The organism is Nocardia donostiensis (assembly GCF_002081715.1).
Lineage (GTDB): Bacteria > Actinomycetota > Actinomycetes > Mycobacteriales > Mycobacteriaceae > Nocardia > Nocardia donostiensis.
Map to the genome: position 1 here is coordinate 1 of NZ_MUKP01000042.1, position 19,988 is coordinate 19,988.

Sequence of the window (19,988 nt, forward strand, 5' to 3'; positions counted from 1 at the left end):
GTTCAACGACACCACCGTCGCCGATATCCTCGACCACGCCCGCGACGCCACCGGCAGTCAGTGGACCGTTCCGGTGCAGACCCTGTCGCGATTCACCCTCAATGTGATCGACGGAATCGTGCTGCGCTGGCTGGTGGACAACGACAGCGAAAGCGTGCGCGTCCAGTTGGATCTGCTCGCCGATATGCTTGCAGGACATACGGAATAACCGTTCTGCTCAGTGCTGCGCGCGGGGACCTTGGATATGCGTGACCTCCCCGTCGCGCCACCACGGAACCGAAACCGTGCGCAGCACCGGGCCGTCCAGCCGCACCCGCAGCTCGTCGTGCACCACTAGCTCGCCGTCGTCGTGCGGCGGCGCGCCCGCACTGCGCAACACCACCCCCAGCGGGTCAGCTGACCAGGTGGTGGCGCGGCCCCGGCTCACCACATGCGCTGACACCGTTTCCGATACGAGCGGCAGGTCGAGCAGTGTCGCCAGCGCGGGGGCGGTCGCCATATCGCCGACCACCAGCAGATCCGGCGGGAGGGCCAGTCCGAACCACGGCTGGTCGAGCACCAGCGCATCGCGAGGGTCGATCACCGCGCCGGACAGGGCGCGCACCTGATCCGGGGGATCCAGATCGGTCAGGTCGAGGTGGTCGAGCGCGGCGGCCAGCCGCGCATGCACGCGCGAGGCGACCTCCGGTGTGGGAGTTCTCGCAGGGTCGGCCAAAGCTTCCAGCAGCGCGGCAGCCAGTTCGGCGGTGACCGTGTTCGGGTCGGCTAGCGTAGCGCGCAAGGCGTCTAGATCAGCGGGGGTGAGGCCGGGGATATCGAGTTCCGGTAGCAGACCGGCGAATTCGGTGTCGGCGGGATGGCGGAAAAGCCCCAGTGCGGTTCCGTCGATGCGGGCGTAGCGGCGCAACCACCAGGCGGTGTAGCCTTCGGGATCGGCCAGCAGCGGCCGGGTGCGCGCGCCGGTCAGCAAACGGCGCAGCGTCTGCGGCCAGGCGTTGTCGTCCACCAGGTCCAGATCACGGACCGCGACCAGCTCCGGCGGATCCTCCGCCAGCCCCGCCCACCATTCGTCCTCGGCGTCGAGATGATGATCCGGGCCCGTGGGATCGGTTTCGCTGACGATCCCGAAATCCCACCCGACACCGATCGCGCGCAATGCATCGGCGCCGTAGGTGTCGACCACAGCCGTTGCGACGGTGCCGAACGGCGAATCCGGGATCAACAGCTCCCGGATCGGCGCGCCCGGTAACAGCAGTTCGTCGGCGGGCAGCAACTCGCCCTCGGAATCGGGCAGTTCCAGCAGGCTGAGCCAGTCTGGCAGCGTCGCGGCATCGGCCTGGGCGGCCAGCCGCAACACCGCATCGACCGTATCCGGGTCGCCAGGCTGTTCGGTCAGCTCGTCGCGCAGACCCGGATCCGACAGCAGATCGGTGATGGTGGCCTGCCGCGCCCCCAACCTGAGGAGCAGCGGATGCGCGGCGTCCGGATGCACCAGCCGTGCCCAGTGCACTGGCACAGGGGCACTCAGCTGGTCGTCGAGCACCACCGTCCGCGGGCCGGTCACCAGGCGGCCATCGGTCAGCGGTACCGCGAGCGCTCCCAGCTCCTCGACCGCCAGCGGATCGTGCACGAACGGCTCCAGCGCGGAGTACAGCGACCGCCACCAGCCGGGTTCGCGGTCCAGGCCACCCGACAGCTCCGCCAGCCGCGCCAACCCAAGCCGGTGCACGTCCAGCGTCACCAACGCCTCGCGGTACCGGTTACCGGAGAGCTCCGGAATCACCAACGGTGCGACCATCGACCCCAGTAGTCCGGCCAATTCCGCGGTGAGGTCACCGAATACGCTCGCCCGCGCCGGAGCGGCAGTATTTACGCGTTCTTCGCGCACGGCCGATTCGGAGTCCGCATTCCCCAGCTCGTCGTCGGGCCGGACGGCCAGGACCGGCAGCCACGATTGTTCCCGCAGTTCACGCACCAGCGCTTCCCGCAACACCCCATCCGCCTCCGAGCGCGCGAAACCCGGCGCGGGAACGAGAACGAGCCGAGCCGCGGGCGGCAGCGCCCGAGCGAAATCCGCGTATCCATCCGCCAACCGAGCCAGATGTGCCCCGGGGAGCAGTCTCCGGCGATCCGGTTGCATCGGGATATCCGCAACCAGCAGCGCGGGCAGCGACAGCTCCTCATCCGAGCGGGTTGGCGCGCGCAGGACATCCGGCGCGGCAGACACCGGTTCGCCGCCCCGGACCGGCAGTAACCAGCGCGCGCTCGCAGTACAGTACTGCCACCAGGACAGTTCGGTTCCCGGTCCGGTGATGCGGAGCTCGGTGAACTCGCGGCCCTCCAGTTGGACGGTGGTGGCGGACCATTCGTCGTCACCGATCCGGATGCTGTGCAGGGCGGGCAGTTCCACGAGCAGATCCAGCGCTTCGCGGCGCAGCGCGGCGAGCAGGCCCGCGGCGTCGACCTCGTCACGCAGCCGCAGCACGACCTCGGTGTCGTAGCCCGCGCTCGGGGCCGTCTCCAGCGGCCACACCAGCCGCAGCACGGGCGGCGTCAGCCCGCTGGGAAGGTGGATCGCCCGCTGCTGCAATGCCTGCCTGGTCGATTCCAGCGAGAAACGCAGTGAGCCGGTGGTGGAGCGCAGCTCGATATCGTCGCTGACGGTACGCACCGCGGTGAAACCCACCCCGAACCGGCCGACCGCCGCAGTATCGGTTTTCCCGGACGCCCGCAGCGCCGTCAGCGCGTGCACTCCGGAAGTGTCCAGCGGCGCACCGGTATTGGCGACGAACAGCGCCCGCCCGTCGAGCCGGACCGCCAACTTCCCGGCTACCCCCGTTTTAGCGGCTGCATCGGCGGCGTTCTGCGCCAGCTCGGTCAGCAGCCGATCCCGATACCCGGCTGCCACCAGGTCGGATTCGGTCGCCGCGTCCTCCCGCAACCGGGTCGGCGATTCCCGCCACGCGGTGAGCACTCCCGCGCGCAGTGTCGTGGTATCGAACGGGTCGTCGCCCACCGTTATCGGGCTCGCCTCAGCGCTCAGTCCGACTCCGATGATCCGGGCGCCGAGCGGCCACCGAACCGGTCACCATTATCAGGTGCCGCACCGGCTTCGGCCTCGTTCGCCGGTTCGATAACTTCGGCCGCGTGATCGCGGGTTGCCGTGCCCGCGGTTTCGGCGGCGATCTCGTTCCCCGGTTCAACGGTCTCCTGATCGGCTTCGCCATCCGCGCCGACCGTCGATGCAATCTCCGGGGTGTCCGTCGCGTCTGCCTCATCGGGCGGCGACAGCTGAGGGTACGAGCCGGCCGAACCCTGAGCAGCATCACCAGCGACGTCCGAAGTCACCGACTGGCCAGAAATATCGAGTCCACCGCTTCCGGTCTCGCCATCCGCACTCTTCGGGTCGCCCGCGCGCTGCGAACCTCCGCCGATCGCGGTAGCACTTTCGGCACCCGACGTGGTATCGGCCGAGACTGCATCGGAACCTTCCCGACCAACAGCGGCAGCACCGGACGTCACCGAGGCACCAGCGGCGGCTGCGTCCACGTCCGCGGAATCCGAAGCACCCCCTGCCTGGGGTGCGGAACCGGTGATCGCGCCCGAGGCGCCCGCGTCTTCGGCATGGTCAGCGGGACCAGCCGCAGCCAATGCACCGGCACCCGTGTCCACACCGGCTTGCGGCGCCGAGCCCGTGATCTCCGCAGATTCTCCACTAATCGAGCCGCCCGCAGCAGAGTTCACATTGTCTGCATCCGCAATCGGGTCCGTCGTCGTATCTGCACTCACCATCCCGGACGCAGCACCAGCCTGCGGTGCCGAGCCCGTGACCTCGGTAGGTACTCCACCGACCGCGCCCGCATCATCCATGCTGCTTGCGTCCGCAGCCCCACCCATCGACGAGTCCGCACCCACAGCGCCGGGCACAACACCGGCTTGCGGCGCCGACCCTGTAGGGGCTGTGGGTGTGGTGTCATGAGCCGCAGACTCCGGCGCGGCGGGTCCGGCAGGCTGTTCGTCGGTGGTGTCGGGTGCGTCTGCTGTCTGTGGGCCGGGCTGGGGCTGCTCGGCAGATTTGGGCGTATCTGTTGCCGCGGGACCGTCAGACCGGGAGGGCTCTTCGGTTTCGCTCTGCTTCGGATCCTCGGTGGTCGTAGCACCCTCGCGCAGGGTGTCGGTGGGGATGAGGTCGACGGCGGCATCGTCGTAGGCCTCGTACAAGGGGGATCCGGAGCCTGCGGGGGCAGGGGTATCGGAGTGGGCGCCGCAACCGTATTCGGTGTGCACCACGTGCCCGTCGGCGCCCATGACATTGGCGCAAACCCCGAACGCGGCGTGCAGTGCGCCCGCCAGCGGGAGGTAGAAACCGCAGGTGCCGCAGTTGGCGGGGGCTGCCTTGGCCATGTCGGTGTCGGGGCCGTATTCGCCGTACCAGCGTTCGGCGGCCTCCAGACGGCCCTCCTGGCTCAGCACCCGGGAGCGGCCGAGCCCCACCTCGTTGGCCAGGTCGTCGACTTCGGGATCGCCGGTGGCGGTGTAACCGGGAACCAGCCGCGGGTCGTCGGCGGGCGGGGCGAGCAGATCGCCTGGAGCCAGATCACCGGGGCGGATGCGCTGCTCCCATGGCACGAACTCCGGTGCGATCAGCGCGTCGGGACCGGGTAGCAGCGCGGATTCGCTGACCGTCGCGTACTCGGCGTCCGGCGCGGCGGCCACCACCACCGCCCACTGCCAGCCGCGATAGCCGGGCAGGGTGGCCTCGAACCGGTGCGTGGCCGCACACTCGTCCTCGGCGTGCACACCCAGATGCGCGCCCACCGCGGACGGTTCCAGTTCCAGGAGCGCACGGCGGGCCAAATCGACGGCGCCGGCCAGGATCGGTCGCACGCTGGAGTCCGAAACAGAAACTGCGCTCACGGCCTACATTTTGCCGTATGAAACGCAAACGGCGTGCGTGGGTGGTCGCTGCCCTGGTCTGCCTGCTCGTACCGGTCGCCTGCGGTCGGCCGCAACCGACCGGTGACGACGTGCCCCGGATGACCGTGCAGGTACTCGGCACCCGCCCGCACGATCCGCGGGCCTTCACCCAGGGGCTGGAAATCCACGGTGACGTGCTGTACGAGAGCACCGGGAAAAACGGCGAGTCGGGTGTGCGCGCCTACGATCTGGCCACCGGCACCGAACTGGCGAGCGCACGACTGCCGCAGCGCTACTTCGGTGAGGGCATCACCCGCACCGGCGACACCCTCTGGCAGCTGACCTGGACCGACGGTGTCGCTTTCGCCCGCGACCCGGACACCCTCGCCGAACGCTCGCAGGTGAACTACCCCGGCGAGGGCTGGGGCCTGTGTACCCGCGGTGACAGTCTGGTCATGAGCGACGGCTCCGCCACTCTCACCTTCCGCGATCCCTCTTCGTTCGCCCGCACCCGCTCGGTACCTCTGACCAGCCACACCGGGGCTCGCCTGAACGAACTGGACTGCGCCGACGACGGCACCGTCTACGCCAACACCTGGCCCACCGACGACATCCTGCGGATCGACCCCGACACCGGCGAGGTCCTCGCGGTGATCGACGCCTCCGGCCTGCTTCCACCCGCCGACCGGTCACGCACAGACGTCCTCAACGGAATCGCCCAGATCCCCGGCACCGATCGCTTCCTGATCACCGGCAAATACTGGCCCACCACCTTCGAGGTGCATTTCGTTCCGGCCTGAACACGGGCAGGGCGAGACGCGTCACTTTCCGCAGTACGCCAGGCAGGGCCATGAGCTCACACGGCCGATATGCGCCAGAATTGAGGTCGTGACTACTCCCCGCGAGCCCTCCGGTCCTGATCGCGGTCGGTGGGACGGCGAAGAGTATCCACCGGCACAACGTCACCCTGGTTTCGACCGCTACCCCCCACCGAACGTGCCCCACCGCCGCCCTCCGACCTCCGAACCTGGTCCCACCACGCCCCCACCGACCCGGCCTTTCCCCGGCAGCGACCCCCGTGATGTTCCGCAGGCCCCGGACCGGGCGAACCACGCACCCGACGACCGGCTGCGCCCCGGGGACACCTCCCCCGCTGATCGCGGGCAACGCACCCGACGCTTCCCTCTCGGTCGAACCACGGCCGGTGACCAGCCGGAGCAGAACCCCCAACCGCAGCGGGCCCTTCGCCAGACGCCCCCGCCCGCCGGCAATACCCGCAGTACTCGGCCGCTGCCGGGCGACGGGCATGACCCCACCCGCAATCGGCCGGACCCCGAAGCAGGATGGGACCGCTCGGGGTTCTCGGCCCCCGACACCTCCGCTGCCGCCGAAGGCAGCGAACGACCCGGGCGCTTCGCCCGTCTTTTCGGCGGTCGAGCCGAAACCGATGGGCCCGAAGCGGCGCGGCGCCGGTCCAGCGCTACTCCGGGCAACCCGCTCCGCGACGCATCGCGCAGCGAATCCTTCACGTCCCACGACGGACGTGCACCGAGTGACGGTGCCGCTGGGCGCGGTAGCAGCAGGGCAGATCACGGCGGCGGCGGCTCCGGCAGGCAACCCACCCGGATTTTCGCCGACCCGACGCGGGCTTCCGGCCCCGGTGGTCCGGTACCGCCGGGAGCCGAGGAGGCAGATCCCGGCGATTCCGCACCCGTCGGCGACGCCGATGCGCATATCCCGGGCGCCCCGCGGATACCCCGCAAGCTCACGGTCACCCGGGTTGCGGCCCTGCGCGGCCGCCAACTCACGGAGAAGGGTTTCGCGACTTTCCAGCGGGCGGCCAAGGCCGACGGGGCCGATAAATCGGGGCTCACGGCGCTGACCTACGCGACGATGGCGAATTTCGCGCTGGACGCCGCTATCGCGGTCGCGCTGGCCAATACCTTGTTCTTCGCCAGCGCGACCGCCGAGAGCAAAACCAAGGTCGCGCTGTATCTGCTCATCACCATCGCCCCGTTCGCGGTGATCGCGCCGCTCATCGGACCGCTGCTCGACCGGTTGCAGCGCGGGCGCAGGCTGGCGCTGGCGAGTTCGTTCGCGGTGCGCGCAGTGCTTATCGTGGTGCTGATCATCGATTTCGACAGCTGGGCGCTGTACCCGCTGGCGCTGTGCATGATGGTGCTCAGTAAATCGTTCGCGGTACTCAAGAGTGCGGTGACGCCGCGCGTGCTGCCGCCGGGTATCGACCTGGTGCGAACCAATTCCCGTTTGACGGTGTTCGGACTGGTCGGCGGCACCATTGGTGCAGGCGCGGTGGCCGGTGGTGCGGCGGCGCTGTTCGATTCGGTGGGCGCGCTGTGCCTGGCGGTGGTGATCGCGGTCGGCGGCACCTATCTGAGCTGGCGTATCCCCAGCTGGGTGGAGATCACCGAGGGCGAGGTTCCGGCGACGCTGGGCTATCACGGAAAAACCGAGGTGCTGCCCACCGCGGTCCCGCCGCGTAAACGCAGGCAGCCACTGGGCCGGGCGGTGGTCACCGGGTTGTGGGGTAACAGTGCGATCCGGGTGTTGACCGGGTTCCTCACCTTCTATGTGGCGTTCGTCGCCAAAGCCACCGAGCATCGGCCGGTGCAGCAGGCGGCCATGCTCGGGCTGGTTGGCGCGGCAGCCGCGGTCGGCAATTTCGCAGGCAATGCCACCGGGGCCCGGCTGAAATTGGGCAGGCCGGCGCTGATCGTGCTCAACTGCACGGTCGCCTGCACGGTCGTCGCGCTGTTCGCCGTATTCGCCGACAATCTGCTCGGCGCGGCGGTGGCCGCCCTTGTCGCCGCGGCGGCGAGCGCCTTGGCGAAGGTATCGCTGGACGCCTCGATCCAGGACGATCTGCCGCCCGAGTCGATCGCGTCGGGTTTCGGCCGTTCGGAGACGGTGCTGCAACTCAGCTGGGTGGTCGGCGGCGCGGCCGGAGTGCTGCTGCCTACCGACTATTGGAAGGGTTTCGCGGTGGTCACCGCGCTGCTCGCGATCGGCCTGGTCCAGACTGTGCTGAGCCATCGCGGCCACTCGCTGCTGCCCGGCCTGGGCGGCAACCGTCCGCAGCACGCGGAACAACAGGTTCCCCCGACGCTGCCCGATATTCCACAAGGAGATCCGATCCGGTGAGCACACTCAACACCCGCACCATCGTCGCACTGCTCACGGTCGGTCTGCTGGTACTCGGCGCCGCCTTCACCGGTGTGCTGTGGGTGCTGGTGCGCAACGCCGATTCCCGTGACCCGGAAATCACCGCGTACGCGCACGGCACCACCGTCACAGTGCCGCCCTTCATGTATTGCACGGTACGGATGGAGGATTGCCGCTACGGCGAAACCGTCTCCCTCGACGTTCCCGCAGGCTATCCGCTGCAGCTGTCGTTGCCGACGCAGATTTCCGGGGCGCCGTGGCTGATCCAGCAGGTCTACGAGCTGCCCTCCGGCGAGGAGGTCGCCGAGATGAGCGGGCACGCCGAGTTCGACGGGGCGCGCGCGATCACCATCGATTCCCAGCCGGAACCGGACCTGCGACTGGTCGGTGTGGAGATCCAGTTGCCGATTCTGGCGCGGGACGAAACCGGGCGTGAGTTCTATGTGCCGCACGCCGTCTGGTCGATCAAGACGGCGTGATGATGCCCAGGTGCGCGCCCCGCAGTGGGCGCGCGCCGGGAATCAGCGGTCGAGTTCGCGTGCGACGGCCCGGACGACCTCCGAGATACGCTGGGCGGTCTTGCGATCGGGGTACCTACCCTTGCGCAGATCCGGCTGCACCTTGGCCTCCAGCAGCGTGATCATGTCCTCGACCATGCCGTGCAGCTCGTCGGGGGTGTGTTTGCGTTCGACCGGTGCCTTGCGGGCGCCGCGCTCCTGGTTCTGCCGGACCGATGGCGGGGCCTCGATCAGTTTGAGGCTCAGCGCCTGTGGACCGCGGCGGCCTGCCGCCATACCGAATTCGACGCGCTGCCCCGGTTTCAGGGTTTCGATGCCCTGTGGCAGTGCGGACGAGCGGACGTAGACGTCCTCACCCTCGTCCTGGGAAAGGAACCCGAAGCCCTTTTCCACGTCGTACCACTTCACCCTGCCGGTCGGCACTGCGCTCACCCGTTCGTCATTCGAACCCGAAACCGCGTGCCGGCCCGGGCCTTTCCGTCTTGCAAAGCTCCTGCCCCGGGTCGGGCCGCGGGCAGGTGTCACCACTGTTCGAACATTCGAAAAGAACGCGCCCCACAGGCATGCAGGACGCGCTTGATCAAGAGTCTACCCCGGTGCCCACGCGGCGGGCACATCAGTTTTACCGTCGAGCAGTGACGAACCCTCCCGACCTGCCGCCTTCCGGATCCTCCGAACCCCAGCCGGAGCGGTCCGAGCAGCCCACTCAGCCCGAGCGTTCTGCGGCCAGGGGGCCGGGCAACTGGCTCCTGTTTCTGGCCCTCGGCCTTTTCGGCGTGGGGCTGCTGGCGGTTATCGCGATCTTCCTCACGCCGGTGCTGACCGACGGCAAGCCAGGGCTGTGGCTGTATCTGCTGGCGATGCTCAGCCCGCTCGGCTTCGTTATGGCGCTGATTTTCGCGCTGTTGTCCGGCCGCCGAGTCAAGTGACGCAAACCGGTTACCCGCGCGATCCGTTACCCAATCCGCACTGTGATCCTTATCACATAACGGTCTGATAACGGGGTGTGATCCGAGGGTGTCTTCCCTGCGCGCACGTCTTCTAGCTGCACAGAGGCGATTTCAGCGGCTGCGAGACCACCTCGAGATCCTGCCAGACGTACCGGTTACCAAATAGTGATTTTTCGCGGCGTTCGTCGTACCGTCTTAGCCAGCCGGGACAACCGGCACCACCGGCCCGCCGCACCGAGCCTCGCCCCGCGGGTACCGGAACCCCCAAAAGGAACCAGGGGCGAGGGCGGGACGGACACCCTCTCAGTCCGAACCCGAACAGATCAGCTCGCAGGTGCGTACGAGAGGAAGACGAACCCGAATGAGTGGACGCCATCGCAAGCCAACCACTACCGGTCGCACCGTAGCCAAGGTCGCCGTCACCGGCGCCATGATGGGCACGGCAGGTGTGGCCCTCGCCGGTAACGCCAGCGCGGCCCCCGACTCCGACTGGGATCGCCTCGCGCAGTGTGAAGCCGGTGGCAACTGGGGGATCAACACCGGCAACGGCTACCACGGCGGCTTGCAGTTCTCGCAGAGCACCTGGCAGTCGCACGGCGGTAGCGAATACGCGCCGACCGCGAACCAGGCCAGCCGGGAACAGCAGATCGCGGTCGCCGAAAAGGTGCTCGCCTCACAGGGTTGGGGCGCGTGGCCGTCCTGCTCCGCCAAGCTCGGCCTGTCCAGCGCGTCCACCCCGCGTGACGTGCCCGCCGACACACCCGCCTGGCAGGCTCCCGCCGCCCCCCAGGACCAGTCCGCCGATCAGAGCCGCGAGGTCTTCGAAGCGGTCGACCGCGCCCTCGCCGCCGTCCAGGCCCAAGGCATCTACATCCCGCAGCAAGCGCTGGACGTGTTCAACGCCGCAAAGGACAACGGCACCAAGCTGGACCCAGCCGTTGTCAACTTCTACGAAGCCAACAAGGGCCTGCTGCCCTCCTGAGCACCCCCGACTATACGAGAGAGAGCCCCGCATCCGCACGATGCGGGGCTCTCTCTCGTATTCACCTTAGTGGCACGACCTGCGCATAGCCCCGCACCAACCAAACACAGCCAGAGCGAAGACGAAAGCACACGACCCGCAAAGGTACACACAATGGCGGACGCCGGAGCGAAGGCGCAGGACCGCCCCTCAGCGGTTGATAACCGTGACCGGGTGGAGGTACGGCAGCTGCTCGGCAGCGACCGGGAATTCGGTGTCCTCACCGTACGGCGAGAGGTTACCGGAGCGAGACGACGACAGCTCGGTGACCGCGGACTCACCGTCGGGCACCTCGGGCCAGCCGTTGTCGACGTAGGGTTTCTTCGATTTGTTCACCACGGCCTCATTCTGGCATGTCAGCCGGGCCCAGCGGCGAGCCGACGGGCAACATCACTGTCGTCGTAGGCTGGACCGGATGACCGGGACCGACTCTTTGGCCGCCTGGCTCGGTGCGCGCACCGATGCCCAGCTGGTGGCGCTGCTCGAACACAGGCCGGATCTGGCGGTGCCGCTGCCGTCTTCGATGACGGTGCTCGCCGGCCGGGCCGAACAGCGTGCCTCGGTGCTGCGCGCCGCAGACGATCTGAACACCTTGGAGTTCGGCATCGTGGAAACCCTGGCCATGCACAGTGCGGCGGGCGCGGAGCCGCTGACTCGCCAGGAGCTGAAGAAGAAGCTGCGCGACAGGGTGAAGGCCGCCGCCGTCGATGCCGCGCTGGAACGTTTGACCGGGCGCGCCCTGGTCTGGTTCGACGACAACCGGCTACGCCTGGTCCCCGCGGTCGCCGAAGCGCTGCCCTGGCCGTTGGGCAGCAGCACCGAACTACCGGACGCCCTCACCGAACCCGAGGTGCGCGCCGCACTGCCCGACCTCGCCCCCACCGAACACGCGCTGCTGGAGAAACTGGCCGCTACCGGTCCACGGGGACGCACCCGGGATGCCGCGCCGGGCACCCCGGCCGACCGGCCGATCCAGGTTCTGCTCGCGCGCAGGCTGTTGCGCTGGATCGATGACGAGACGGTGGAGCTGCCGGTGCTGGTCGGCCAGATCCTGCGCGGCGAACCGGTCACCGACCCACACACGCTGACCCCGCCGCAGCCCGCATCGGTCGAACGGAGCACCGCCGATGTCGACGCCGCCGCAGCCGGTGAGGTCGGCGAACTGCTGCGTCACTGCGCAGGCATCCTCGAAGTCATGAGCGCCGCGCCCGCACCTGCCTTGCGCGCGGGCGGTCTGGGCGTCCGCGAACTGCGCCGGATCGCGAAGTCGACCGGAGTCGACGAACCACGCGCCGGACTGCTGATCGAACTGCTGGCCGCGGCCAAACTGGTGGACAAGGGCATGCCGGACCCGCCGCCGGACTTCGATTCGACCGATGATTTCTGGGCTCCGACGCCTGCAGCCGATGCCTGGCTGGACGGTTCGCCCGCGCACCGCTGGGTGGTACTCGCGCAGGCGTGGCTGGAATTGGAACGCTGCCCCTGGATGATCGGGATGCGCGACGCCAACGACAAACCACTCCCCGCGCTGGCGCACGAACTGCGCGTCCCGTATGCGGCGCGGGACCGGCGGGCGATTCTCGGCGTCCTCGCCGAATATCCGGCCGGGGCGGCGCTGGAGGCATCCGATATCGCCCAGCTGCTGGTGTGGCGGATGCCGCGGCGGCGCAGGCAGTACCGGTCTGACGTGGTGGGGCATACGTTGGCCGAGGCCAACGCGCTCGGGCTGCTCGGCCGTGGCGCGATCAGCTCACCGGGCAGGGTGCTGCTGCACGATGCGACCGCCGACGCGGAAACCGAGATGGATGCCGCGCTGCCCGACCCGGTGGATCATGTGCTGGTGCAGGCGGATCTGACCGTGGTCGCGCCCGGCCCGCTCACCGCCGAACTGCAGAACCGGATCGCGCTGGTGGCCGATGTGGAATCGGCGGGTGCGGCGACGGTGTACCGGATCGGGGAGGCTTCGGTACGGCGGGCCCTGGATGCGGGTCTGACCGCCGCCGAACTGCACACCCTGTTCGAACGCCATTCCCGCACGCCGGTCCCGCAGGCCCTGACGTATCTGATCGATGATGTGGCGCGCAGGCACGGCCGGTTGCGTGCCGGGATGGCGCAATCCTTCGTCCGCAGCGACGATCCGGCGTTGCTGGCGCAGGTGCTCGCGGCCCCGGTAGCCCATGAGGTGGCGCTGCGGGGTATCGCGCCGACGGTCGCGGTATCGCAGGCGCCGCTGGGGGACCTGCTGGAGCGACTGCGTGCGGCCGGATTCGCGCCGGCAGGTGAGGACGCGGCGGGGACGATCGTGGATCTGCGACGGCGCGGCGCGCGGATCGCAGCGCGGCCGCTGGCCAGGCAACCGTACCGGCCGATTCCGCCGAGCACCGAACAGCTCCAGCAGTTGGTGGCCGAATTGCGGGCCGGTGATCGCGCAGCCGGTGCGCGGGCCGGGCGCTCGGTGCGCGCCGACGGCACCCGGACCAGCACCGCCGCCACGCTGGCATTACTACAGTTGGCAGCCAAAGCGGGGCGCCAGGTGCATATCGGCTACGTGGATGCGCAGGGTGTGGCGACCCAGCGGGTGGTCGAGCCGGTGCGCGTCGGTAACGGCCAACTGGATGCGACGGACCCGGTAACGGGCGCGATCCGGCATTTCACACTGCACCGGATCGCGTCGGTCGCCCTGCTGGACTGATCCCCTGCGCCGATCACACCTCGGCTGCGCCCAGGCAGAAGGTGGTTTTCGGTTCGCTGACGGTGATGAACCGGACGGCATCGGTGCCGCACTGCAGTTCGTCGACCTCGCCGTCGATCCGCTGAATCACCCGGAAACTGGCTTCGGGTGCAGCGCAGTCGATATGGCTGTAGCGCGCGGATTCGCCCTCGGCGTAGCAGCTACCCTCGGTGAAATTGGGTGCCAAGCACAGGAAGGCGGTGGTGCCTCCGTTCATGGTTTCCTCGTAGGGAGTCTGACCCTGGGCGCATTCGGTTTTGCTCTGATGGGTTTCGACTACCTGGTAGACGGCCTTTTCCGAGGAGCAGTCGACCGGTTCGGTCTTGGAGTCGACCATCGACTCCGATACCGAGTTCTCGATGACGTTGATGCAGTCACCGATGTCGGACTTGGCGGCATCGCTGCCCGCATCCTCCACGGCCGAACAGCCGATCACCGCGACCGCGAGTGCGACTGCCGCCACGATGGCGAGCACGATACGCGCGAGCAATCGCATTCCGGGGAATTTCACCTGAAAACCTCTCTCACCGAATATGTCCACGAACCCGTGAACCCGGTGAGGATACCCAGACGGCCGCAGCCGTCGCATCTGGTCACTACCGGGTCCGGGTGTGGTCAGAACAGCGAGAACATTCCCAGCAGCGACAGCGCGATGATGCTGGGAACGAGACGGCCGAGCAGCTGAAAACCGGAGTAGTCCATAGGGATTGCCTTCCACATATCGTCCATCGAGGGAACAGTCGTTCCCACACGAGGACTCTGTCGGCGGCGCTCGCCCGAACGTTACGCGGTCATGACCGCGCAGGTCAGCTGCGCAGGTCCCCCGGGTAGAGGTACTGGTCGGGCGGTGGGGTCGTCCGGTTCAGCCAGGCGTCGAAGAATCCGGTCAGGTCTTCGGTGGTCTTGGATTGGATGAAGGTGCGCAGCTGCGGCATCGATGCGTTGCCGTAGGCGTTCGCGGTGACGAATTCGCGCAGCGCGGCGAAGAACACGTCGTCGCCGAGCTGTTTGCGCAACGCGTGCAAAAACAGCGGGCCGCGATAGTACACCGAGGTGAATTCTTGCCCTGCGCCCGGGTTTTCCAGCGGAATCTCCCAGAAACGCGGTTCGTCTCGCCACTTGCGGATGGTCTCCCGGTACTGCGCATCGACGTCGGCGCCTTCCATCCGTTCCGGCCACAGATAGTCGGCGGTATAGCTGGCGAAACATTCGTTGAGGCAGATATCGGCCCAGCTGTACACCGACACCGAGTCTCCCCACCACTGGTGCGCGATTTCGTGCACCACAGTCTGCAGCTCGGTCCAGGGTGCATAGATGGGGCGTGTCTGGGTTTCCAGCGAGAACGGTAGTTCGGTGTCGATGTAGATACCACCGGAGGTTTCGAACGGGTAGGGCCCGTACAGGCTTTCGGTGAAATCGAGGATTTCCGGCAGCCTGCGCTCCAGTTCGCGGTGGCGTTCGACGCCGGGAGCGAACGCGCTCAGCAGCGGGGTGCCGTCGGCGCGGTGCTGCTCCAGATAGGTGAACCGGTCGATGGCGATGGTGGTCAGGTAGCCGATCACCGGTTTACGCGAGGTCCAGGTGACGGTGCGGGCGCCTGCGCGCACATCGTCGCGGGTGCGCACACCGTTGGACACCACCTCCCATTCGGCGGGCACGGTGGTGTGCAGGGTGAAGGTGGCCTTGTCGCGGGGTGTGTCGTTGAGCGGGTACCAGGTGGCGGCCGAATGCGGTTCGCCTGCGGCGAAAGCCCCGCCGCTCGGTGCGTAGGTCCAGCCTGCGCCCTTGGTGTTCTCGGCGACGCCCGCGTAGTCGACGGTCACGGTGAACGGCAGCCAGGGCAGCAGCGGCAGCGCCGGGCGGATGGTGAGTTCGTGTTCGCCGTGGCGTTCGAAAGTGGCGGGCAGATTGTTCACCGACACCGACGTCACTTGCGGACCGGCGAAATCGAGGTTGAATGAGGTCAGCGCCTGGGTTGCGGTGGCGTCGATCCGGGTCGACCCGGTCAGCTGATGGGCGGCTGGGTCGTAGTCGATATCGACTTCGTAGTGGCTGACGTCGTAGCCGCCGTTGCCGTCCAGCGGGTAGTAGGGGTCACCCAGTCCCGGCGATCCGGCGAGGGGGTCGGCCACGGGTTGCGCTCCGGCCACTCCGGGCGATCCGGCCAGCAGTACCGCCGCTGTCCCGACGAACAGCCAGCCGGGCAACCTCATTCATCCACCTTCCGCCAACGGGTTTGGGTGCCGGGCGCACCGGCCTCGCCGATCGTAGCCGCATCCGGCAGCCCGACCCGGTAACGGCACGACCGGCGCCCGCGTCAGCGGCCGATACCGCCGGGGAGCCGTTGCGGATCCAGGAGCAGCCGCTTGGCGGAGCTGCGGCGCACCTGTTCGGCCAGGGAGAGGTTGTCGGCGAGCAGTTGCCATTCGGCCTCGCTGATCGCCGCGCGGGCGCGTTCGATAACTACCGCGTCGGCGGTGCCCCACGCGATCGGCATGGTGTCGACCGGCAGCCAGCGCTCTCCGACGGTGCGGGAGGCGCGTTCGGCGCGCACGGCGATCGAAGGTACGCGTTCCCCTGGCTGCGCCTGATGGCCGGGCAGTGCCCGCACCTTCCTGGTTACCAGTGCGTACCGCGGTTCGGTGTCCGGGCGTGCAACGTCGACCAGGGCGAGCAGCACCAAACCGCCCGGCTTCGCCCGCGATACCACGGCAGGCACCAATTCACCGTCGGCGTAGAGTTTCTGGATATTCGATCGGCGCGGTGCCCACAGCGCCACCCACAGTGAGGTGGCGGTGCCGAGCACGAAGGCGACGGCGAGCAGATACGACCAGGGGTGGTTCAACCAGATCAGATAGGCGGTGCAGGCCGCGGCGACGACGGCCGCGGCCACCGCCAGGATCCGGAGCCGGCGCAGGTCGGCGACGACTTCGTTGACCGCACGAGCATGCCTGCGGTCGACCGCGAATTCGAAGCGTCGCACGTCACCATTCCTAGCACAGTTTGCGGAGGCAGGACCTCCACTTACGGTCGGCCCTACCCGATGGTCGGCCCGAGCAGGTCATCGGCATCGGTGATGCGGTAGGCATACCCCTGTTCCGCCAGAAAACGCTGCCGATGTGCAGCGTATTCGGCATCGAGGGTGTCGCGGGCGACCACCGAGTAGAAATGTGCCTGTCCACCATCGTGTTTCGGCCGCAGCAGCCTGCCGAGACGCTGCGCCTCCTCCTGCCGCGAACCGAAGGTGCCCGACACCTGCACGGCCACCGACGCTTCCGGCAGATCGATGGAGAAATTGGCGACCTTGCTCACCACCAGCACCGGGATCTCGCCGCGGCGGAAGGCGTCGAACAGCGCTTCGCGCTCCTTGGTCTTGGTCGAACCCTGGATCACCGGGGCGTCCAGCGCGACACCCAGTTCGTCCAGCTGCTCCAGATACGCGCCGATCACCAGGGTGGGTGCGTCCTTGTGAGCGGCCAGGATGGACTCGACAACCGCGATCTTGGTGCGCGCTGTGGAGCACAGTTTGTAGCGTTCATCGGGCTCGGCCGTCGCATAGGTCATCCGCTCGGCGTCGGTGAGCGTCACCCGCACCTCGATACAGTCGGCGGGCGCGATCCAGCCCTGGGCCTCGATGTCCTTCCACGGTGCGTCGTAGCGTTTGGGGCCGATCAGCGAGAACACATCGCCCTCGCGGCCGTCCTCACGAACCAGGGTCGCGGTCAGCCCCAGCCGCCGCCGCGACTGCAGATCGGCCGTCATCCGGAAGACCGGTGCGGGCAGCAGATGCACCTCGTCGTAGATCACCAGCCCCCAGTCGCGGCTGTCGAACAGCTCCAGATGTTTGTATTCACCTTTGCTGCGCCGGGTGATCACCTGATAGGTGGCGATGGTGACCGGGCGGATCTCCTTACGCTCCCCCGAGTACTCGCCGATTTCCTCCTCGGTCAGCGAGGTGCGGGCCAGCAGTTCACGCCGCCACTGCCGTCCGGCCACGGTATTGGTGACCAGGATCAGTGTGGTCGCCTTCGCCTTGGCCATGGCGGCCGCGCCGACCATCGTCTTCCCTGCACCGCAGGGCAGCACCACCACGCCCGAGCCACCCGCCCAGAACGAGTCGGTGGCCATCTCCTGGTAGTCGCGCAGCTGCCAGTGCCCGCCCGCGAAGTCCAGTTCGATCGGGTGGGCTTCGCCGTCGACGTATCCGGCAAGGTCCTCGGCGGGCCACCCGATCTTGAGCAGCATCTGTTTGATGTGGCCGCGTTCGGACGCGTGCACGACCACGGTGTCGTCGTCGATGCGCGCCCCCAGCATCGGCGCGATCTTCTTGTGCCGCAGCACCTCCTCTAGCACGGCCCGGTCCAGGCTCACCATGGTCAGGCCGTGGGCAGGGTGTTTCACCAGCTGCAACCGCCCGTACCTGGCCATGGTGTCGACGATGTCGACGAGCAGCGGCTGAGGCACCGCGTACCGCGAATAGCTGACCAGGGCGTCCACCACCTGCTCGGCGTCGTGACCCGCGGCGCGGGCGTTCCACAGCGCCAGCGGCGTCACCCGGTAGGTGTGCACATGCTCGGGTGCGCGTTCGAGTTCGGCGAACGGGGCGATGGCCTGGCGCGCGGCGTCCGCCAGCTCGTGGTCGACCTCGAGCAGCAGCGTTTTGTCACTTTGAACAATCAGCGGACCGTCGGTCACGGCGCCTCCTCACCTCGGCTGTTCCCATTGTTCCCGACTCCCCCGACAGACACCGACAGACACCGACAGACACCGGCGGCGGTGGCGCAGCGGTCCAGCAGCGGTGAACTGGACCGAGACCAACCGACCCCGAGTGGGCGAAGATTTCTGTCGTGATCGAGACGACGGCGGCGGCGGGAGTCGCGGCAGCGGCGCTGGGCATGGTGCTCACCCCCGGCCCGAACATGATGTATCTGGTATCCCGTACGGTAACCCAAGGCCGCACCGCCGGGCTCATCTCCCTCTGTGGGGTCGCGGCTGGATTCGGGGTGTATCTGATCGCGGCGGCAGCCGGGATCACCGCGGTGTTCGCGATGGTGCCGCAGCTGTATCTGGCCTTGAAGCTAGCGGGGGTGTGCTATCTGGCCTGGCTGGCCTGGCAGGCGCTGCGACCCGGCGGGGCCGCGGTGTTCTCCCCGGCCCAGCTGCCCGCCGCCCCGGCTCGCAGGTTGTTCGCGATGGGGCTGCTGACCAATCTGTTGAACCCGAAGATCGCCATCATGTACCTGGCGTTGATCCCGCAGTTCGTGGTTCCCGGCCGCGGCCCGATCTGGTTGCAGAGTCTGTGTCTGGGCGCGGTGCAGATCACGGTCGCGCTGGCGGGCAACGGCCTCATCGTGCTCGTGGCGGGCCGGATCGCGGTCTTCCTCGCCGATCGCCCGGTCTGGTTGCGGGTGCAGCGTTACCTGATGGGAACCGTGCTGGCGGGTATCGCCGCGGTGCTGGTCACCGACCGCACCCGCCCTGTGCCCGCCTGACTCGCTCACCGGGTGCGTAGGAACCCGAGCCGGTGGATGGCCTCGTCCAGGGTTTCCGGCCGCTTGCAGAACGTGAACCGGACCAGGTGACGCCAGGACGCCGCGTCATCGGTGAACACGCTGACCGGCACGGCCGCGACACCGAGCCGGTGCGGTATGGCGCGGCAGAATGCGAGTCCGTCGGACTCGCCTAGCGGCCGGATATCGGCGCAGACGAAATAGCTGCCTGAACTCCTGTACACCCGGAAACCGAGTTCGGCAAGCGCAGCCGACAGGCGAAGCCGCTCATCTGACAGGACACCGCGCAGGCGGGCGACCCAGTCGAGTTCCTGGGTCAGCGCGTGGGCGACCGCGGGTTGGAACGGTCCGCCGCCGACGAAGGTCAGGAACTGTTTCGCGGCGATCACCCCGTCGATCAACGAGGCCGGGCCGCACACCCAACCGATCTTCCAGCCGGTGACGCTGAACGTTTTCGCCGCGCTCGACACCACCAGGGTGCGCTCGGCCATTCCGGGAAGAGTCGAGATGCTGATGTGCTCGGTGCCGTCGTAGACCAGATGCTCGTACACCTCGTCGGTGAGCACGAGCAGATCGTTGGCGCAGGCGATCTCGGCGACGGCGGCCAGATCGGCTCGGTCGAGGACGACGCCGGTCGGGTTGTGCGGGGAGTTCAGCACCAGCATCCGAGTGGCCGGGGTGATCGCGGCCCGCAGGCTGTCGTGGTCGAGCACGAAGCGGTCGCCGTCGGGTACCAGGCGTGCCGTGCGCCGCTGCGCTCCGGCCAGCGCGACGGCGGCCGGGTAGGAGTCGTAGTACGGCTCGATCAACACCACCTCTCGGCCCGGCTCGACCAGGCCGAGCACAGCGGCGCTGATCGCCTCGGTGGCTCCGACGGTGACCAGCACCTCGGTGTCGGGGTCGTAGTCGATGCCATAGCGGCGGGACCGGTCGGCGGCGATCGCGCGTCGCAGCACCGGCATGCCCCGGCCTGGCGGGTACTGGTTGAGCCCGTCGGCGATCGCGGCGCGCGCCACCTCGAGCATGCCCACGGGCCCGTCACTGTCCGGGAAGCCCTGCCCGAGGTTGATCGCGTCGTTCGCGACGGCAAGGTCGGTCATCTCGGCGAAGATGGTGGCGGCGAACGGCCGCAGCCGGGCGACGGTCGGCAACTGCTCG

General features: G+C 68.2%; 16 protein-coding genes and 2 pseudogenes. 8 read left to right on the plus strand and 10 right to left on the minus strand.

The genetic code is table 11. The features are described from left to right. Nucleotides 1-208: pseudogene (locus B0T44_RS21385) on the plus strand (TetR/AcrR family transcriptional regulator); the annotation flags it as partial. 9 nt (nt 209-217) lie between these two features. Here B0T44_RS21385 and B0T44_RS21390 read toward each other — a convergent pair. Further along, nucleotides 218-3,016 (minus strand): sacsin N-terminal ATP-binding-like domain-containing protein, encoded by a 2,799-nt coding sequence (locus B0T44_RS21390; protein ID WP_077114179.1) that lies wholly within the window; start codon nt 3,014-3,016, stop codon nt 218-220. 23 nt (nt 3,017-3,039) lie between these two features. Further along, complete coding sequence (locus tag B0T44_RS21395) at nt 3,040-4,917, minus strand: DUF3027 domain-containing protein (protein WP_245839018.1); 1,878 nt, start codon at nt 4,915-4,917, stop codon at nt 3,040-3,042. Between the two features lie 17 nt (nt 4,918-4,934). On the opposite strand from B0T44_RS21395, the gene B0T44_RS21400 reads away from it, so the two are divergent. The 3 genes and pseudogenes from B0T44_RS21400 to B0T44_RS21410 all read left to right on the plus strand — a co-directional run bounded on the left by B0T44_RS21400 (nt 4,935) and on the right by B0T44_RS21410 (nt 8,579). After that, the gene (locus B0T44_RS21400) at nt 4,935-5,717 is read left to right on the plus strand and encodes a glutaminyl-peptide cyclotransferase (protein WP_077114177.1); all 783 of its coding nucleotides are present in this window, start codon (nt 4,935-4,937) and stop codon (nt 5,715-5,717) included. A 670-nt stretch (nt 5,718-6,387) separates the two neighbouring features. After that, nucleotides 6,388-8,079, plus strand: a pseudogene (locus B0T44_RS21405) (MFS transporter); the annotation flags it as partial. Further along, nucleotides 8,076-8,579 carry a DUF2771 domain-containing protein gene (locus B0T44_RS21410; protein WP_077114175.1) on the plus strand — a complete coding sequence of 168 codons (504 nt, stop codon included), beginning with the start codon at nt 8,076-8,078 and terminating at the stop codon, nt 8,577-8,579. The pseudogene B0T44_RS21405 and the gene B0T44_RS21410, both read left to right, overlap by 4 nt. Nucleotides 8,580-8,621: 42 nt before the next feature. Here B0T44_RS21410 and B0T44_RS21415 read toward each other — a convergent pair whose 3' ends face one another. Continuing rightward, nucleotides 8,622-9,041: a cold-shock protein gene (locus B0T44_RS21415; protein WP_175647911.1), complete on the minus strand. Its 420-nt coding sequence runs from the start codon at nt 9,039-9,041 to the stop codon at nt 8,622-8,624. A 212-nt stretch (nt 9,042-9,253) separates the two neighbouring features. Between B0T44_RS21415 and B0T44_RS28235 the strand changes: the two genes are divergently transcribed. Beyond that, entirely contained in the window at nt 9,254-9,547 is a 294-nt protein-coding gene (locus tag B0T44_RS28235; RefSeq protein WP_245839020.1) for a hypothetical protein, read from the plus strand. 382 nt (nt 9,548-9,929) lie between these two features. Further along, nucleotides 9,930-10,550, plus strand: coding sequence for a resuscitation-promoting factor Rpf1 domain-containing protein (locus tag B0T44_RS21425; protein WP_077114171.1), 621 nt, complete (start codon nt 9,930-9,932; stop codon nt 10,548-10,550). 189 nt (nt 10,551-10,739) lie between these two features. Here the strand turns inward: B0T44_RS21425 and B0T44_RS21430 are convergent, their stop codons facing one another. Beyond that, nucleotides 10,740-10,928, minus strand: coding sequence for a hypothetical protein (locus B0T44_RS21430; protein WP_077114169.1), 189 nt, complete (start codon nt 10,926-10,928; stop codon nt 10,740-10,742). A gap of 76 nt (nt 10,929-11,004) precedes the next feature. Here B0T44_RS21430 and B0T44_RS21435 point away from each other — a divergent pair, with 76 nt between their 5' ends. Then, the gene (locus tag B0T44_RS21435) at nt 11,005-13,281 is read left to right on the plus strand and encodes a helicase-associated domain-containing protein (RefSeq protein WP_077114167.1); all 2,277 of its coding nucleotides are present in this window, start codon (nt 11,005-11,007) and stop codon (nt 13,279-13,281) included. Nucleotides 13,282-13,294: 13 nt separating this feature from the next. Here B0T44_RS21435 and B0T44_RS21440 read toward each other — a convergent pair whose 3' ends face one another. From B0T44_RS21440 to B0T44_RS21455, 5 genes are all read right to left on the minus strand, one after another. After that, a complete protein-coding gene (locus B0T44_RS21440; protein WP_081512485.1) occupies nt 13,295-13,831 on the minus strand; it encodes an LppU/SCO3897 family protein in 537 nt (178 codons plus the stop codon). Between the two features lie 104 nt (nt 13,832-13,935). Next, complete coding sequence (locus B0T44_RS28240; RefSeq protein WP_254893704.1) at nt 13,936-14,070, minus strand: hypothetical protein; 135 nt, start codon at nt 14,068-14,070, stop codon at nt 13,936-13,938. Between the two features lie 56 nt (nt 14,071-14,126). Beyond that, complete coding sequence (locus tag B0T44_RS21445; protein WP_077114163.1) at nt 14,127-15,533, minus strand: M1 family metallopeptidase; 1,407 nt, start codon at nt 15,531-15,533, stop codon at nt 14,127-14,129. Nucleotides 15,534-15,637: 104 nt separating this feature from the next. Beyond that, on the minus strand, nt 15,638-16,303 hold the full coding sequence (locus tag B0T44_RS21450) for a DUF3239 domain-containing protein (protein ID WP_077114161.1): 666 nt from the start codon (nt 16,301-16,303) through the stop codon (nt 15,638-15,640). A gap of 53 nt (nt 16,304-16,356) precedes the next feature. Next, the gene (locus B0T44_RS21455; RefSeq protein ID WP_077114159.1) at nt 16,357-18,015 is read right to left on the minus strand and encodes a DNA repair helicase XPB; all 1,659 of its coding nucleotides are present in this window, start codon (nt 18,013-18,015) and stop codon (nt 16,357-16,359) included. Between the two features lie 200 nt (nt 18,016-18,215). Between B0T44_RS21455 and B0T44_RS21460 the strand changes: the two genes are divergently transcribed. Continuing rightward, nucleotides 18,216-18,812: a LysE family translocator gene (locus B0T44_RS21460; protein WP_438269036.1), complete on the plus strand. Its 597-nt coding sequence runs from the start codon at nt 18,216-18,218 to the stop codon at nt 18,810-18,812. 5 nt (nt 18,813-18,817) lie between these two features. Here B0T44_RS21460 and B0T44_RS21465 read toward each other — a convergent pair whose 3' ends face one another. Further along, nucleotides 18,818-19,930: a pyridoxal phosphate-dependent aminotransferase gene (locus B0T44_RS21465; protein WP_254854124.1), complete on the minus strand. Its 1,113-nt coding sequence runs from the start codon at nt 19,928-19,930 to the stop codon at nt 18,818-18,820. Between the last annotated feature and the right edge of the window lie 58 nt (nt 19,931-19,988).

Coding starts and splice junctions, on each gene's coding strand:
- B0T44_RS21465 (WP_254854124.1), bottom strand. CDS start 19,930: ATGACCGACCTTGCCGTCGCGAACGACGCGATCAACCTCGGGCAGGGC.
- B0T44_RS21400 (WP_077114177.1), top strand. CDS start 4,935: ATGAAACGCAAACGGCGTGCGTGGGTGGTCGCTGCCCTGGTCTGCCTG.
- B0T44_RS21425 (WP_077114171.1), top strand. CDS start 9,930: ATGAGTGGACGCCATCGCAAGCCAACCACTACCGGTCGCACCGTAGCC.
- B0T44_RS21460 (WP_438269036.1), top strand. CDS start 18,216: ATGGTGCTCACCCCCGGCCCGAACATGATGTATCTGGTATCCCGTACG.
- B0T44_RS21435 (WP_077114167.1), top strand. CDS start 11,005: ATGACCGGGACCGACTCTTTGGCCGCCTGGCTCGGTGCGCGCACCGAT.
- B0T44_RS21445 (WP_077114163.1), bottom strand. CDS start 15,533: ATGAGGTTGCCCGGCTGGCTGTTCGTCGGGACAGCGGCGGTACTGCTG.